Raw genomic sequence first — 15,752 nt, forward strand, 5'->3', positions numbered from 1 at the left:
AATTTTATCTGCGCGCCAAAGCAACCTAATAGAGGCGGCGTAGAAAGTTGTGACAGACAACGGCCGCGGCCGAACGACCGTAGCCACCGTTTTCGATCACACAGGCAAAAGCATAGGGACGAACAAAACCGATGAACCAGGAGTGGGGCTTGGCGCCCGCAATACCCGTTTGCGCGGTGCCGGTCTTTCCGGCTACAGGCTCTGCGATATCGTTAAAAATTCCCGCTGCCGTGCCGTTTGTCACCACGCCTCGCATTAGCCCTTGAAGAGTGGCTGCGGTCTGGGGTGTCATAGCCTGTCCCACCTGCATCGGCGGCAGCTCCTCATTTTGCTCCTCTTGGTGAAATGTCTTGAGGCTCGCCACCAAGCGGGGTTTCATGCGCTTTCCCTCGTTCGCCACCGAGGCGGCCAGGACGGCCATCTCCATCGGAGAGGCCAACATGCGCCCCTGACCGTAGCCGAGGTCGGCCAAATCGGCGTAAAAATCGGTCAGTGGGGGCACGTGGCTGAACCCCATATCCTCTTGCAAACTATCGTGAAACATCTGCGGCCCGATGCGAGTGGCCAGGGTGGCGAAATAGATGTTGGACGACACCCGAAACGCCTCAGGCATGGTGATGGTGCCGAAGGCAGGGTCGTGCGGATCATCGTGAACGACTCGGGAATACACCTTCTTCCCCACGTGCCACCGAATTGTAGCCACTCGATTGCAAGGTATGGCGATGTGGAGGGCGTTTGGAAGATGATCCAACGCGCAGGCCGCTGTGGCGACCTTTAGTGTAGAACCCGGTGGATAAAAGCCGTCGAGCGCCCTATCGAAGAGGGGGCCTCCCGTCCCTCCGGCAAGCATCTGATGATAGGAGGTGGGCGTGAGCGCATTGGGGTTAAACGAAGGGAGCGTTACGGCCGCAAGCACATCGCCGGTTGTCGGCTGTAATACCACCAAAGCCCCCTTACCGCTCAACTTATCGGCCACGGCGGCCAGTGCGTTATAGGCGATGCTCTGCAGCGCCGCATCCACGGTGAGGTGCAGGTCACCGCCTCTGCGAGGCCGGTAGCCCGGAAGGTCTTTGGCACGATAGTCTTGGATAAGGTCTGAGAGATGGTTATAGCCGCGTAATACGGCGTCGTACGCCTTTTCCAAGCCGGATGGGCCTCCTATTGCCGGATTCACCACACCGATGAGGGAGGCCGCACACGGCCCAAGCGGGTAGAAGCGGCGGTGTTGGGCGATCAGCTGCACAGCGCGCTGCCGGTCGGGCACAAGCTTCAATATCTCGGTGGGGCGAGAGGTGGCCAAAACGCGGCCTTGCCGGTCGTAGATGGTACCTCGCGGAATGCGCTCGGCAATGGCCAACAGGCGTGGATTGTAGTGGGCGCGCACCACGCCATCTCGGTCGGGCGTGTAGATGGGGTGGGTCGCAAACCGATCGGCCTGCAACACCATTGTCTGCCCTAATCGTCCCAAGCCGATGACCCCTAGTAGCAAAAAGGCAACGCCTCGCTCCAGCTTTTTGGAAACGGAAAGCAGTGCAGGCCGCAAAGGCTCGGCCTCCTCGGCACGGCGAGGCGTTGCCGAGATGCCCAACAATAGCCCGATGAGGACAAAGCTGGAAAGGAGGGCGCTATCGCCATAGCAGAGGAAGGGAAGCGAAATGCCCGTGAGCGGTGTGAGGCCGGTGACCCCTCCTAAAATAAGCAGCACCTGCATGATCAGAATCGCGGTAAGGCCACAGGCAAGCGCCCGATCGGTGGAGTTTGCGACCTGGCGGGCGACGGCCAGTCCCCGCGCAATGAGCGCATAAAAGATCAGCACCACTAAGAAAGCCCCGATGAAGCCCGCCTCTTCGCTCCAGGCCACGAAGGCCAGATCGTCTTCCCCGCGAGGCAACACGCGCGGCATGCCAAGCCCCAAGCCGGTGCCACTCCATCCTCCGGAGCCGAAAGCCCATAGTGCCTGGCCGAGCTGCATTCCTTGAGGGTGTGTGTTTTTCCAGGGATGCAGCCACATATCCACCCTTACCGGAAAAACCCCAATTCGGAAATGATAGCCGATATAGCTACCGATGCCCATAAGGATAAGACCACTCCAAAGGTAGCCATTGCTTCCGGTAGTGAGCATCAGCATGAGAATAAAGGCTCCGAAGAGTAAAAGCCCCGGCCCGAGGTCTTTAATAACCAGGAAAAGAACCAGCGTGAACCCGAACAGCACCACAATGGGGCCGAGGTCGGCCAACGAGGGGAGTTGCCAGCCTCTTTTTTTAGAGGTCTTTTCCGCTAGATCGGTAGCGCGTTCGCCCAGATAGCTTGCAAGAAAGAAGACGACAAGCAGCCGCACGATCTCCACGGGTTGAAACCCAAACAAGGTTACCCTAACCCCGCCCGGCCCCCCTCCGAAGAGCCATAGGAGCAGCAGCAATAGGGCCGCCCCAAGCCCCCACAGATAGCGGTAGCGCTGCAGCCATTGGCGGCGGTGCTCTGGCGCGATTCGAGCGCAGAGAACCAACAGAACTATTCCCAAGAAGATGCCATAGGCGTGGTGCAGATAGTCTTCCGAGTCGCGCAAAGGATCGCGCAGGCTAAACAGAAGGGCCACTCCGAAACCGGACAGAAGCAAGACCAGAGGCACAAGGAAGGGATCGCCGAACACTCGAGCGCGATTGCGTAGCCAAGGGGGCAGAAGAAAGAGAAGGAGACAGAGCAGCCCGGCCACGATCCAGAAGTGCCAAAAAACGGTGGAGGGACGCCTTACGAGATAGTTTTTTAGAAGCGGCTTGGTGGTGGGGTCTAATAGGGTAGCTTTTTCGATGAGAAACGGAGGGGTGAGGCGTCCCACACGCTCTGGGGAGAGTTGGGTAAGCAGGGAATCGCGAAAGGCTGCAAGTCGTGCCGCTTGGAAGAGGGGAATGTGGAGCACGGCGGCGAACTGTGTCGGGTTCGCCGTATGCCAATCGAGGTGGGAGGCCGAAAGTCGTTCCTCTAACGAGGGCCACTGGCTCTTTGGAAAAAGCGGTATACCCAGCAACGCGTTCACGCTCGAAAACCCGCGGTGTACCTCGCGGTAGGCTACAATCTGTTGGGCAACGCCGATGTCTACGTTCAACGAAATGGCGAGGGTATCCGCGCTAACCTGGTTGACGAGCAAAGTATTGGCCGGAATCTCGGCACGCCAACGGGCAAAAAACACCAAAAGGAAAACACAGAGCAGCAGCACGCAAGCCGATAGACTAAGCCGTCGCTCAATCTGGCGTTGACGGCGTCTGCTCTGCTGCCCCTCCATGTATAACGGTTCCTACGGAGCCACCGATGCGGCTTCACCCTATCGCTTTGAGCTAACGCCCAAGAATGGCATACATCAGTAAGCAGATGCACAAGACAGCTGCCAGCCGCGCCGTTATCGAGTTTAGCAGCTCCTCTTTGCCGGCTTTCCCTTTGAAGGTCGAGACGGAGGCCGAGCCTATCTGGCCCTGCAGTCCATCAATTTTGCTCTCCTGAATGGTGATGACGTAGATGAGGGCCACCGAGAGCACAAAGATAAGCACACCCAACAAACCATGCACAATGGCCATGTTTTCTTCTTCAATCTCCTATGAAGGCTTTATTTGGTGTATGGAAAGGGCTTTAACGCCCTTCACGTCGCATCTCTTCTTCAACGCGGCGTCGGATTTCGGCTTCTCGCTCGCGCTCTCGGCGCAGCTCGTCATCCTCATCTTCGCCGCGAAGACCTTTCTCGAACTCGCGCTTGCCCCGTCCCAGGTTTCGCATCAACTCTGGAATGCGGGAGCCTCCGAAGAGTACCACAATGACTACGAGGACGATGAGCCATCCCCAGTCATTCGTAAAGATATTGGCGATCATCTCTCTATTCCCCTCTTCACAACGTTTTTAGCCTATTTTGTTTACGGAATTTTGGCACATTTCGGCCACAAACCCGATCTACTCCTTGCGCGGCACCGTTCCTTCTGCCGGGCGAATGGCAATCTGAGGGCCTTCCTGAAACGCCGTTCCCAGGGTGCCCTCTGTGATCCCTTGAGAGGCGTTCTCCTCTTCAGTCGGCGCCAGTGCGGGCGCGGCGGCATCGCCTTTTGGCGGCTCATTAATGTTGCTGTAGGCCGAATACATGTTCACTCCGTCGTACGGTGGCCGATACGAGGAGCTAGAATAGCCGTTGTTGTTATTCTGTTGATCCGAAATAGGGTTGCCGTAGCTGTCGTATCGGGTTGGTTGGTAAGAGCTATCGTAGTAGCTCGTATTCAGCGTATTGCTCAGCTCGGAGGTATAGCGCCGAAACTCGCGCATAGCCTTGCCAAGCTGCCCCAGTATTTCCGGCAACTTGTTAGGCCCAAAAACGATCAGCAGCACAACCGCCACGGCAATGAGTTGTACCGGACTATCTAGAAATGCAAGCATCTTTCCTTATCTCCCCACTACGCTAGCCGCGAAACCTGCGCCTGTTCGGCACATCTCTGCACGGTGGCTACATTGCAGAAGCCAGCACCTAAACCCTCGGCGTTGGCAGCGCCTGCCCCTGCAGCCAAGCGCAAGGCGTTCTCGACGGAATCGCCTTTTTCTAAGGCCAATAGCAGGCCGGCTAAAAAACTGTCGCCGGAGGCAACGGCGCTCATCACATTCACCTGTGGCGCCTTTACGTGATAGGCCTCCTTTTCCGTCATCCAGAGAGCGCCCTCTGCCCCTAACGTGCACAGAAAAACGTCAACTTCATATCTCTTCCGCAGCTCGGTTGCCGCGCGTCGAGCCGTTTCCACGCTCGATATCGGATGCCCCCAAAGCTCCTCCAGTTCCACGCGGTTTGGCTTTACCAACCAGGGGCCGGCCAAAACCCCTTCCTGCAGTGCCGCGCCACTGCTATCCAGTACGGTTTTGGCTCCAGCCTGTTGCGCATTTCTCAAAATCGTTTTCACCAAGTCGGCTTCGATGCCGGGCGGCAAACTGCCGCAGAAGGCCACAACCGCAAAAGAATGGCTTGCTAATAGCCATTCAAAACGTTCCATAAAACGGAGCATCTCCGATTCGGAAACGGGAGGCCCTATCTCGTTGATCTCCGTCTCTGTTTTGTGCAGAGGGTCCACGACTTTGATGCAGATTCGGGTCTCCTTACTGATCTCTACGAAATCGTGGGCGATGCCTTCACCCGCAAGGGCGGTTTGAACGATATGCCCGTTGTACCCGCCTAGTAGGCCGGTTGCGAGCGCCTTGCCACCCAGACGGGTGTAGACCCTGGCCACGTTCAGGCCTTTGCCGCCGGCAACGGTAAGCGCTTGCGAAGGCCGATTGAGCTTATGGATGGCAAAGTCCTCTATCAAATAGGTCTTATCCACACAGGGATTGAGCGTTACAGTGAGAATCAAACGGACTTTGCCCTCCCGGCCACCGATATTCCACTTGACAAATTTTACCCTATCTGGTTATACTAAAAACGTCTTCGGTCGTGCTCGTCTTGATCTTGTGCCCAGGTGGTGAAATGGTAAACACGCTGGTTTCAGGTACCAGTGCCCGAAAGGGCTTGGAGGTTCGACTCCTCTCCTGGGCATTATTGTAGTTTGCTTGGCAGCTCCATCGAACCGCTGCAGATAGGTTTGTTTCGTTCCCGTAGTAGCTAAATATCGGCCTCCTAACGAGGCGAGCCTGTTTGCCTTTTCCCTGTTATAGACTCTCTTCTCTTTCTAACGTTTGTTTCCGCCGTGAAAGCATGGCGTACTATGGGAACCTTTTGTGTTTTTGTGCACCCCTTACCAAAGCGGGCACAATGCCATGTAAGTCCCGATGGGACACTACAGGTCTTAGAGTAGGCCGAAAAGATCGTCTTTTCTGCATTCTACAGTGCGAAGCCACAGAAAGGAAAGAGATGGATAACGAGATCGTCCCGGCGCATTATCAGCAGCTTAAACAGCAAATCGGTACGTTGTTACGCCGGGGGAGAGAGCAGGCAGGCCGAACGGTCAACACGATTTTGCTGCAGACCTATTGGCATATCGGACGCCATATCGTGGAGTTTGAACAGAACGGAAATATCAAGGCCGAGTACGGTAGCGAACTTCTCGACCGTCTCTCTAAAGACCTCACCCTTGAGTTCGGCAAAGGGTTCAGCCGCTCTAACTTAGTCTATATGCGCAAATTTTACCTCGCCTTCCCAAAAAGTGAGACACTGTCTCACCAATTGACCTGGAGCCACTATTTTGAGATTCTGAAAGCCGACAGCGACCTGGAGATAAGTTTCTACGCCAGGCAATGCGAGAAGGAGAACTGGAGCGTGCGGGAGCTAAAGCGCCAGATGAAAAGCATGCTCTTTCATCGCTTGGCGTTGAGTAAGGACAAGGCGGAGGTGTTAGAGATCGCCCAAAAAGGCAGCGAGGTGCAACAGCCAGAGGACCTAATCCGAGACCCTTATGTGTTCGAGTTTCTGGGCATACGGCCCCAACAGCCCTATGTGGAGGGCGATTTAGAACAGAAGCTTATTCAGAACCTAGAGCTGTTCCTGTTGGAGCTGGGTAAGGGTTTTGCTTTTGTGGGCAGGCAGTATAAGATCACACTGGCGAACCGGCATTTTTGTGTGGACTTGGTGTTCTATCACCGCATTCTGAAGTGTTTTGTACTTATTGACCTCAAGAGCGGTGAGATAGAGCCTGCCGACATCGGGCAGATGAACATGTACTTAAACTACTTTGCAAGAGAGGAAAACGTCGAGGGCGATAACCCGCCTATTGGCATTGTGTTGGGAGCTTACCGAGACCACATTCTGGTAGAATATGCCACCGAGAACGTCAACAACCAGCTCTTCGTAAGTAAATATCAGCTCTATCTGCCCGACAAAGCGCAGCTACAGAGTGAGTTGGAAAGGCTTTTATCGGACGATCAGAATGGCTAAAAGAGAGGGTTCCTCTCCAAACGCCTTGCGGAGATTCACCAAAATGCCGGTCAACTTTGATCGCGTTGCCGAAGATTACGATGCCAGTCGCTATCTGCCTGCGCATGCCGCTCACCGTATTGCCGCCTTCCTCTGCCGCGCCGCGTCTCTCTCCCCACAAAGCCTGCTGCTCGACGCCGCTACCGGCACGGGACGCTTTGCACTGCCTTTGGCCGTACACGGAGTGCGGGTGGTTGGAGTAGACATTGCCGAACGAATGCTGGCCAGACTGCGCTCTAAAATGCCCTCTGCCTCCCTGCCCATTCGCCTTCTTCGTTCCGATCTCACCGCCCTTGGGCTAACCCATCAGGCTTTCGATGCTGTCCTCATGGCCCACATTCTACATCTTATTCCAAACTGGCAGCAGGCGCTGCAGGAGGCGTTTCGCGTGCTCAAGCCCAACGGGGTTTTGCTGCTCGTTTGGAACCAGGGGGAGCATTCGCGTATTCGTCATCAATACCATGAGCTGCTTAGAGGACGCTTTGAGATTCCAGGCTATCAGGGGGCCCATTCCAGTGAAATTGCACGGTGGCTGCAAGAGCAAGGAAAGGTCGTTGAGGTGTTGGACACCCGACATTTACACTGGCAGTGGCAAGCCCCGATTGCCCAAACTGTTGACTTCCTGCAAAAGCGTGTCTGGTCACGCTTATGGCGCGTTCCCGATGAGGTTCACGATTCGGTGATGAAGGAGCTACATGCTTGGGTGCTTGCGACCTACGGCTCTTTTGATGGTTTTGAAGTGATTGAAGGTGGGATAATGGTGCAGAAAGTCTCCTAAGGTCGCCTCGCCCTCCTCTGCCCATGGTCAGCCCCCGCGCCGTTCGCCTCAATCAGAACGACCCTATCGGAAGCCGCGATTTGTCTGCAATGTTCTATTTGCTTACCACGATGTTGACGAGCTTTTGTGGCACCACGATCACTTTTTGAGGAACGCGCCCATTCAGTTCGGATTGCACGCGGGCAGAGGCGAGCGCCAGGCGCTCTAGCTCGTCAGAGGGGGTTTCTGGGGCAACCTGCAGCTTGTCGCGAATCTTTCCGTTGATCTGCACCACCACCGTGATCTCCTCTTCTTTGGCGACTTCGGGATCGTATTCGGGCCAGCATTGGTTGAAGGTAAACCCTTCTTTCCCCAAACGTTCCCACCATTCATCGGCCATATGGGGGGTGATGGGAGAGAAGAGGATGGGTAGAGTCTCTAAAGCCTCCGATATAAGATAGGCTTGGACCGGGGTTGGCTCTCGATTCGCCACTGCATTGCGGTAGGCAGAAAGCTCATTGGTGTATTCCATGAGAGCCGCAACCGCCGTGTTAAAGCGGAAATGCTCGATATCGGTTTCAACCTTCCGAATCGTTTGATGCAGTTTCCGACGCAGAGTGCGATCGGCGGGAGACAACTCGCTTAATGGCGGCATATGTTGGCGCCAGTCAGCGCGATAGTGGGGGCGCAGTTCGTTCCAGATGCGCCAAATGCGGTTGACGAACCGATGGGCGCCCTCCATGCCCTTATCGGACCATTGCACGTTCTCCTCATAGGGAGCCACGAAAAGCAGGAACAGACGCAGGCTATCGCTTCCATAGCGCTCCGCCATCTCGTCGGGCGTTACCACGTTCCCTTTGCTTTTGCTCATGCGTACCCAACGCCAGACCCACTTTTCTGGGGGAATCGTCTCACGCTCTTCCGGCTTGAGGACTTTCCAGTTCTCAATGGGTTCATCGGCGCCGATCTCCTCTTCCTCACTGCTCTCCTCTTTCCCCACCTCCCGACCGGGCGTGTAAGCCAGTACGGCCCCTTGATTACGATAGGTGAGGAACGGCTCGTCGAAGTGCAGGTAGCCCATATCGTGGAGCGCCTTTGTCCAGAAACGGGCGTAGAGGAGATGGCCTACGGCGTGCTCTGCACCGCCGGCGTAGAGATCAACAGGAAGCCAGTAGCGCACAGCCTCTTGACTAAAGGCCTCCCTATCGTTATGCGGGTCGGCGAAGCGCAGATAGTACCAGGACGAGCAGGCCGAACCGCCCATCGTATCGGTCTCTCGACGGGCAGGCCCCTTACAGCGCGGGCAGGTGGTATTGACAAACTCCGGTATCCCTGCCAACGGAGATTCGCCGGTACCGGTCGGCTCGTAGCGCTCCACCGGAGGCAGCAGCACCGGCAGCTGGTCTTCCGGCACAGGCACCTCGCCACAGGTAGGACAGTGGACAATGGGAATAGGTGCTCCCCAGTAGCGCTGGCGCGAGATCAGCCAGTCGCGGAGTCGGTAGGTGACAACGCCGCGGCCGATGCCCTTCTCCTCTAGGTAGGCAATAACACGAGCAATAGTCTCCTTGGTGTTAGGCAAGCCTTCAAAGGGGCCGGTGTTTACCATCGTACCGCCGTCGGGCAGGGCCTCCGTCAAGGTTTCCGCCGTCTGCTCCTCGCTGATGCGATAGACCAGCCTTATAGGCAGCCCATAACGCTTGGCGAACTCGAAGTCGCGTTGGTCGTGAGCGGGAACGGCCATAATGGCTCCCGTGCCGTAGCCCATAAGCACATAGTCGGCAATGTAGATGGGAATACGTTCGCCATTGATGGGATTGATGCAATAAGACCCAATGAAGACCCCTGTTTTGGCCCGCTCGACGTTTTGGCGGTCTATCTCGGAGGTACGCTGGGCGCGTTCTTTATAGGCTTCTACTTGGGCGCGATATTCGGGCGTAGTGAGTTTATCTACCAGAGGATGTTCCGGCGCCAACACCATAAAGGTGGCGCCCCACAGCGTATCGGGGCGTGTTGTGAAGACGGAAATAGTCTCCGAATGCCCCTCCACAGGGAAGACGATTTCGGCCCCTTCGCTGCGCCCGATCCAGTTGGCCTGCAGCGCTTTTACCCCTTCGGGCCAGTTCACGCGCTGAAGTCCCTCGAGCAGCTTTTCGGCATAGGCTGTGATGCGAAAGAACCATTGGGGCACCTGGCGTTTTTCCACCGGGCTGCCACAGCGCCAACAGCGACCGTTCACAACCTCTTCGTTGGCCAGCACCGTTTTGCATTGCGGGCACCAGTTGACGGGCGCATTGGCCCGGTAGGCCAAGTTGTTTTTGTAGAGCTGCAGAAAAATCCATTGCGTCCAACGGTAGTATTCCGGGCTGCTAGAGTTGATCTCGCGGCTCCAGTCGTAGGAGATGCCAACGAGTTTTAATTGACGGCGGTAGTTAGCCGCATATTCCGGCACCATCTCTTTGGGGTTGCGGCCGCGTTTAATGGCTTCGTTTTCTGCTGGTTGCCCGAAAGCATCCCAGCCCATAGGGTGCAGCACGTTGTAGCCCTGCAGCACTTTGAGACGGCAAGCGACATCCAAGGGGATGTAGTTGCGGCAATGTCCCACGCTCAAGCCGGCACCCGACGGGTAAGGAAACATGTCAAGGCCATAAAATTTGGGGCGGTCGTGGCGAATCTCAACGCGGAAAAGCTGGGCCTCTTCCCAGCGCTGCTGCCACTTGCGCTCTATGGCTCGAAAATCGTACTGGCTGACACTGTTGTTCTCTGCGCTCATAGTGTCTATTATACGCGACTTGAGAGCGGTCTATCAAGCGACATGAAAACTATTTGGCGGCGACAGAGGTTCTGGCCTCTTCATGCATTCTATTCAGCTGTAGGTTCGCGTCGTGCATGGCGGTGGCTAAATCCCATCGTGGGCGGTCGGTAACATCTACGATGCCGAATGCATAGTTCTCTCCTTAGACCTTCCCCCTCAAAAACGATGCAGGGGCCCCAGAAAATCGCAAGATTTTCTGGGGTAGGGCGCCCTCCCCCTCAAGGCCCAACAGTCGAACAGCAAACGGTATCCAACTTGGTCGCCGGCCTGCACATACAAGACCGTATCAAGGCGACCGAGACCGTCAAGTCCGCCCTGACGCGATTGCGACAAGGACGAATGGTGAGATGTCCTCACAGCAAGAGGGCACAACCTATCAGTACGGATGCATAAAGCGTTCCTCTGAGTGCGTTTCGCCACATAGACCAAAACCTCTACGTTTAAGCCACCTATCGAGCGCGACGTCGGCCATTCTGTGGATAGGCAATGGAGTGCGAACGCTCTTTTGAAGGCGTGTCGTGGGTGAGTTTTTGAGCGGGCAGCAGTTTTTTCAGCGCGGCGATCTCGTCACGAAGTTCCGCGGCATACTCGAAATTAAGAGCACGCGCGGCCTCCTTCATCTCCTTTTCGAGCTGAGCGATTACCGTTTCAACCTCTTCCAGGCTCATGGTGTCGGCGTCCTTTTGGAGGCGGCTCAAGGCGTTTTGATGGGAATACTCCGCCTTCTCTTCCGCCAATCGCTCGGCTGCAATCAGCTCACGGACGGCCTTTTTCACCGTTTGGGGGGTGATGCCGTGCGCCTCGTTGTAGGCAAGCTGTTTTTGGCGGCGACGGTTTGTCTCCGCGATGGCGCGTTCCATAGAGCCGGTGATGTTATCGGCATACATGATCACCTGGCCCGATACGTTGCGTGCAGCACGGCCGATGGTCTGGATAAGTGAGGTTTCACTTCGAAGGAAGCCTTCCTTATCGGCATCGAGAATGGCCACAAGGGAGACCTCCGGCAGGTCTAGGCCTTCTCGAAGCAGGTTGATGCCCACTACCACATCGTGAACTCCGAGGCGGAGGTTACGTAATATCTCGTTGCGCTCCAACGTTTTGATGTCGGAGTGGAGGTAGTTCACCTTAATATTGAGGTCTTCAAGATACTGGGTAAGGTCTTCCGCCATGCGTTTGGTGAGGGTGGTTACGAGCACGCGCTCACCGAGCGCTACGCGTTTGCGAATCTCTCCGATAAGGTCATCAATTTGACCTCGTGTGGGGCGCACGATCACTTCGGGGTCTACCAGGCCGGTGGGGCGGATGATCTGCTCCACGATCTGCTCGCTATGTTCTCTTTCGAACGGACCCGGGGTTGCCGACACAAAGATGGCCTGATGGATACGGCTTTCAAACTCATGCCATTTTAACGGGCGGTTATCGGCCGCGGAGGGGAGGCGAAAACCGTAGTCAATCAGCACATCTTTGCGGGATTTATCGCCGTTATACATACCGCGAATTTGAGGCAAAGTCTGATGGCTTTCGTCTATTACGAGCAGGAAGTCGTCTGGGAAGTAGTTAAAAAGCGTGTTCGGTGGGGTGCCGGGTGCGCGGCCGTCGAGATGGCGGCTATAGTTTTCAATGCCGGAGCAGTAGCCAAGCTCCCGAATCATCTCTAGGTCGAATTTGGTGCGCATCTCGATGCGCTGCGCTTCAAGCAGTCTGCCCTGGCTCTTAAACCATGCGATGCGTTCGGCAAGCTCCTCTTCAATGGAGTGGATGGCCTTTTCAAGGCGTTCTCGCGAGGTAACGAAGTGGGAGGCCGGAAAGATGGTGATTCCATCCCGTGTCCCTATGATCTCCCCCGTTACGGGGTCTACGAGGGCGATCTTCTCGACCTCATCGCCGAAGAAGGAGACGCGAATGATGATCTCTTCATCGGCGGGTTGGATTTCGAGGGTATCGCCGCGTACTCGAAAGGTGGCGCGGGTAAGTTCGAGGTTATTTCGCGTAAACTGCATATCAATAAGGCGCCGAATGGCCACGTCGCGGTCTATGCACTCGCCGACACGGAAAGAGAGGATGATCTGGCGATACTCATCTGGGGAACCAAGACCGTAGATACAGGAGACAGAGGCCACCACAATAACATCGCGGCGTTCTAGCACCGCTTGCGTTGCGGAATGGCGTAGACGGTCTATTTCGTCGTTGATCTGCGCATCTTTTTCAATGTAGGTATCGGACTGGGGGATATAGGCTTCAGGCTGATAGTAGTCGTAGTAAGAGACGAAGAACTCGACGGCGTTATGCGGAAAGAACTCGCGGAACTCCGAACAGAGTTGAGCTGCGAGGGTTTTGTTATGGGCGATCACGAGGGTAGGGCGTTGTACCCGTTGAATGACGTTGGCGATGGTAAACGTTTTGCCGGTACCCGTAGCGCCCAGAAGAGTTTGGTAGCGCATGCCTCTGTTCAGTCCCTCTACGAGCTGCTCAATAGCCTGCGGTTGATCTCCAGCCGGCGCGTACTCGGAAACAAGCTGAAACCCACCCATCGTCTCCTTCTCCTTCCTGTCGCTTGAGCGGCGAACCTTATATCCTATACATAATTATACTAGGGTTGGTTTCCTCTTTGCTTACGGGTTCTAGGCGGAAGGGTATGACGAAAGCTACTTTATCATGTCTGGAGCATTAGAGACAAACCGGCTTGCTTTTCCCGCCTTGATGTCGGCGACGAACTCGTTCCAAAGGGTGTCCACATCTTTGCCGGTCAATTTTTGAAAGAGAGAGATGTCGAATTTCCCCTCACGAAGCGCTTGGTTCAGTTGTTGCACGAGGTGTTTGTTGTAGCGTGCCGAAGCCCACGCGAGAAAGGCTGCCGTGGTGCGGTATGCGTCGTGATAGGTAGCTTTTTGAAGGTCAATATAGGGCCTGGGCGCTTTCGGCTCATAGAAGAAGAAACGCACGTAGTCGGCGATCCCTTCCACAAGCCAACCGGCGTTGGAGGGTGGGTAGGATTGCACGACGTGAGTTAGCTCATGAATCACCATCCCAAGGTCGTCCGGGTGGTGGCGCACATAGTCGGCAGAGATAGTGATGACGTTACCGGATGTGTAGGCCACGCCGTTCATTATATGCAGCCGCAGGGTAACATGGTCGGGCGGTGTGAAACCGGGGCTTGCCAGTAGTTTGGTGATTTTGGGATACCACGCTTCACATAGGTCTTTTGCCTGCTGCAGCCAGGGGCCGAGATCAGGCGCTTCGGAGGCATCCACAGAGACATGAAGCGTAATTTTGTGGGCGCCGTGGGTTTCGGCGCTGCCCAAAGAGGCCTGTTGTGCTGTAGTCAAGAGAGGGGCGGAAAGAAGCCACAATCCGATCAAAACACCCAAGTATCGTCGCAAGTTTCTTTTTCTCCCTGAGTGAATATGTATTATCTTACCACGCCCGGAGAAAATATGGGTTAAAGCGGTCGAGAAGGTTATCCTTTCTACCCTTTATTTTTGGAGGCGCTTGCCCGGCCGTAAGCGCTCTGTTCGATGGACAAAGGGGCAACTATCCTGACCTTTCATTCGCCTTTTCCCTTGCCGGAGAGAAAGGGCAGTAGCTCGTTGTTCCTACTCTAAACGGAACGGACGATGGTAACCCGCCGGTCTACGCGCTCGATGGAATTGTGTTGTGTTTTGCCATCAGGCCAGCGAATATGTAGGGTAACCGGGCCGGAGTAGTCGCCGAGGCCAAAGTGGGCGATGGGTTCCCTGGCAGAGAGCACGCTTCCACTTGTGCGAATCTCGGCAATGCGGCGCAGAGAAGGAGCTTCCAGTGTCACCATCGCCCCTAGTGCGGCTCTGTTCATGCCGGGTTGGCTTAGCACCACTTCAAGCCAGTGATGGGCTTCGGAGACGTTTCTAAGCAGCACCGATCTCCCTTCGAGGTTACAGATCAACACGTCCTGGCGCCCATCGTGATCATAGTCTCCAATCGTCAAGCCACGTCCTACCAGGCGCAAGTTACCAACGCCACACTCCTGAGATATTTCGGTGAAGTAAGCGTTCTGATTATGAAATACTTGGACGGGTTGCGCGTAGGTTTGGGCTGCATCGAAGCTATGAACGTTGTCTCTCACATGGCCATTGGTGAGGATGAGATCGAGCCAACCGTCGTTATCGAAGTCTACGAAGGCGGTACCGAAATTGACATAGGGCATTGTCGGAGGCCCTATGCCACAGAGGCTGCTGACCACATGAAAAAGGCCATTTCCATCGTTATGGTAAAGCGAGGCAGGCTGGGCGAAGTAGGTGGTAACGATGAGATCGAGGCAGCCATCGTTATCGTAATCGGCCGAGTCGACGCCCATCCCTCCCTGTAGATTACCTTGGGCGTCGTAGGCCGTACCGGTGAGCACCCCTACATTTCGCCAGTGACCTTCCTGGTTGGTCCACAGGTCTCCCGGCATCATGTCGTTGGCGAGATAGAGGTCGGGATGAGGGCCATCGAGGAGGCGAGAGGCGAGGGCTCCCCACGTCTTGCCGGTATCTTTCCAGGGAATAGCACGGAATCGCCGTCCATCCACGTTCAAAAACAGGTGTCCAGATAGAGGTTGATATATCTCCGGGCCGCAAGCCGAATGCGCCCTGCCGACAGTACAGATTTGCGGGGTATCGCGGTTAAAAAGGACGTACTGTCCAATAAAGAGGTCTAGACGTCCGGAGCCGGTGAAGTCGGCAAAGGCAGCGCTCATACTCCAATCCAGCCCTTCGATTCCGCTCTCGGCGGTCACCTCACGAAAGCGTCCTTTTCCTTCGTTGTGGTAGAGCGCGTAGCAATGATAGCCGGAAAGAAAGACATCCGGCAGGCCGTCTCCATCGTAGTCGCCAACAGCACATCCCATCCAGTAACGGTGCGGATCAAGCCCGCTCTGCGCCGTAACATCCTCAAAAGTCCCGTCCCGCCGATTGCGATAGAGGGCGAGATTATAGGGGCCGACAAGCAGAATATCGGACCATCCATCGGCGTCATAATCTAGAAAGGCGCAGCCACCACCGGCCGTTTCTAAGATGGTTAACGGGCTACGTCCGCCATGTCCAAGGGAGAAGTGAATGCCGGCTTGTTCGGTGACTTCGGTGAGACGAATAGATGACCGGGAGGGATTTTGTGTGTTTTTGAAGGGCGCAATAGGGGTAGGGTCCTGCTGGGTGGAGGGTATAGGACGATGTATTCCACAGCCGGTTAGCAGACCTGAAAGCAGGAATAGACGACGTGAGATGCGATGTCTCATA

The 15,752-nt window shown here is 55.6% G+C and carries 11 protein-coding genes and 1 tRNA gene; 3 read left to right on the plus strand and 9 right to left on the minus strand.

Annotated features, from left to right (window positions below; genetic code table 11):
- Positions 1-25: 25 nt before the first annotated feature.
- From VKV18_RS04200 to VKV18_RS04220, 5 genes are all read right to left on the minus strand, one after another.
- Positions 26-3,280, minus strand: a complete 3,255-nt coding sequence (locus VKV18_RS04200; RefSeq protein WP_324202974.1) for an FtsW/RodA/SpoVE family cell cycle protein — start codon at positions 3,278-3,280, stop codon at positions 26-28.
- A 52-nt stretch (positions 3,281-3,332) separates the two neighbouring features.
- Positions 3,333-3,569, minus strand: a complete 237-nt coding sequence (secG, locus tag VKV18_RS04205; RefSeq protein ID WP_324202975.1) for a preprotein translocase subunit SecG — start codon at positions 3,567-3,569, stop codon at positions 3,333-3,335.
- A gap of 52 nt (positions 3,570-3,621) precedes the next feature.
- A complete protein-coding gene (tatA, locus tag VKV18_RS04210; protein WP_324202976.1) occupies positions 3,622-3,858 on the minus strand; it encodes a twin-arginine translocase TatA/TatE family subunit in 237 nt (78 codons plus the stop codon).
- Between the two features lie 78 nt (positions 3,859-3,936).
- On the minus strand, positions 3,937-4,410 hold the full coding sequence (locus VKV18_RS04215) for a twin-arginine translocase TatA/TatE family subunit (protein WP_324202977.1): 474 nt from the start codon (positions 4,408-4,410) through the stop codon (positions 3,937-3,939).
- Positions 4,411-4,427: 17 nt separating this feature from the next.
- Positions 4,428-5,369 carry a 1-phosphofructokinase family hexose kinase gene (locus VKV18_RS04220; RefSeq protein WP_324202978.1) on the minus strand — a complete coding sequence of 314 codons (942 nt, stop codon included), beginning with the start codon at positions 5,367-5,369 and terminating at the stop codon, positions 4,428-4,430.
- Positions 5,370-5,468: 99 nt separating this feature from the next.
- Between VKV18_RS04220 and VKV18_RS04225 the strand changes: the two genes are divergently transcribed.
- The 3 genes from VKV18_RS04225 (at position 5,469) to VKV18_RS04235 (ending at position 7,703) form a co-directional block, all read left to right on the plus strand.
- Positions 5,469-5,551, plus strand: a tRNA-Leu gene (locus tag VKV18_RS04225).
- 315 nt (positions 5,552-5,866) lie between these two features.
- Positions 5,867-6,886 carry a PDDEXK nuclease domain-containing protein gene (locus tag VKV18_RS04230; protein WP_324202979.1) on the plus strand — a complete coding sequence of 340 codons (1,020 nt, stop codon included), beginning with the start codon at positions 5,867-5,869 and terminating at the stop codon, positions 6,884-6,886.
- Between the two features lie 43 nt (positions 6,887-6,929).
- Entirely contained in the window at positions 6,930-7,703 is a 774-nt protein-coding gene (locus VKV18_RS04235) for a class I SAM-dependent methyltransferase (protein ID WP_324202980.1), read from the plus strand.
- A 94-nt stretch (positions 7,704-7,797) separates the two neighbouring features.
- Here VKV18_RS04235 and leuS read toward each other — a convergent pair whose 3' ends face one another.
- The 4 genes from leuS to VKV18_RS04255 form a co-directional block, all read right to left on the minus strand.
- Positions 7,798-10,455 (minus strand): leucine--tRNA ligase, encoded by a 2,658-nt coding sequence (gene leuS, locus VKV18_RS04240; protein ID WP_324202981.1) that lies wholly within the window; start codon positions 10,453-10,455, stop codon positions 7,798-7,800.
- Between the two features lie 491 nt (positions 10,456-10,946).
- Positions 10,947-13,028 carry an excinuclease ABC subunit UvrB gene (gene uvrB / locus VKV18_RS04245; protein WP_324202982.1) on the minus strand — a complete coding sequence of 694 codons (2,082 nt, stop codon included), beginning with the start codon at positions 13,026-13,028 and terminating at the stop codon, positions 10,947-10,949.
- Between the two features lie 114 nt (positions 13,029-13,142).
- Positions 13,143-13,877 carry a basic secretory protein-like protein gene (locus tag VKV18_RS04250; RefSeq protein ID WP_324202983.1) on the minus strand — a complete coding sequence of 245 codons (735 nt, stop codon included), beginning with the start codon at positions 13,875-13,877 and terminating at the stop codon, positions 13,143-13,145.
- 218 nt (positions 13,878-14,095) lie between these two features.
- Positions 14,096-15,751: a CRTAC1 family protein gene (locus VKV18_RS04255; protein WP_324202984.1), complete on the minus strand. Its 1,656-nt coding sequence runs from the start codon at positions 15,749-15,751 to the stop codon at positions 14,096-14,098.
- Between the last annotated feature and the right edge of the window lies 1 nt (position 15,752).

The sequence above is a fragment of the Chthonomonas sp. genome (assembly GCF_035294505.1).
GTDB lineage: Bacteria > Armatimonadota > Chthonomonadetes > Chthonomonadales > Chthonomonadaceae > Chthonomonas.

Excerpts from the sequence above, each read along its gene's own strand:
- VKV18_RS04235 (WP_324202980.1), top strand. The coding sequence starts at position 6,930 with ATGCCGGTCAACTTTGATCGCGTTGCCGAAGATTACGATGCCAGTCGC.
- secG (WP_324202975.1), bottom strand. The coding sequence starts at position 3,569 with ATGGCCATTGTGCATGGTTTGTTGGGTGTGCTTATCTTTGTGCTCTCG.
- VKV18_RS04255 (WP_324202984.1), bottom strand. The coding sequence starts at position 15,751 with ATGAGACATCGCATCTCACGTCGTCTATTCCTGCTTTCAGGTCTGCTA.
- leuS (WP_324202981.1), bottom strand. The coding sequence starts at position 10,455 with ATGAGCGCAGAGAACAACAGTGTCAGCCAGTACGATTTTCGAGCCATA.
- VKV18_RS04215 (WP_324202977.1), bottom strand. The coding sequence starts at position 4,410 with ATGCTTGCATTTCTAGATAGTCCGGTACAACTCATTGCCGTGGCGGTT.
- VKV18_RS04200 (WP_324202974.1), bottom strand. The coding sequence starts at position 3,280 with ATGGAGGGGCAGCAGAGCAGACGCCGTCAACGCCAGATTGAGCGACGG.
- uvrB (WP_324202982.1), bottom strand. The coding sequence starts at position 13,028 with ATGGGTGGGTTTCAGCTTGTTTCCGAGTACGCGCCGGCTGGAGATCAA.
- VKV18_RS04230 (WP_324202979.1), top strand. The coding sequence starts at position 5,867 with ATGGATAACGAGATCGTCCCGGCGCATTATCAGCAGCTTAAACAGCAA.
- tatA (WP_324202976.1), bottom strand. The coding sequence starts at position 3,858 with ATGATCGCCAATATCTTTACGAATGACTGGGGATGGCTCATCGTCCTC.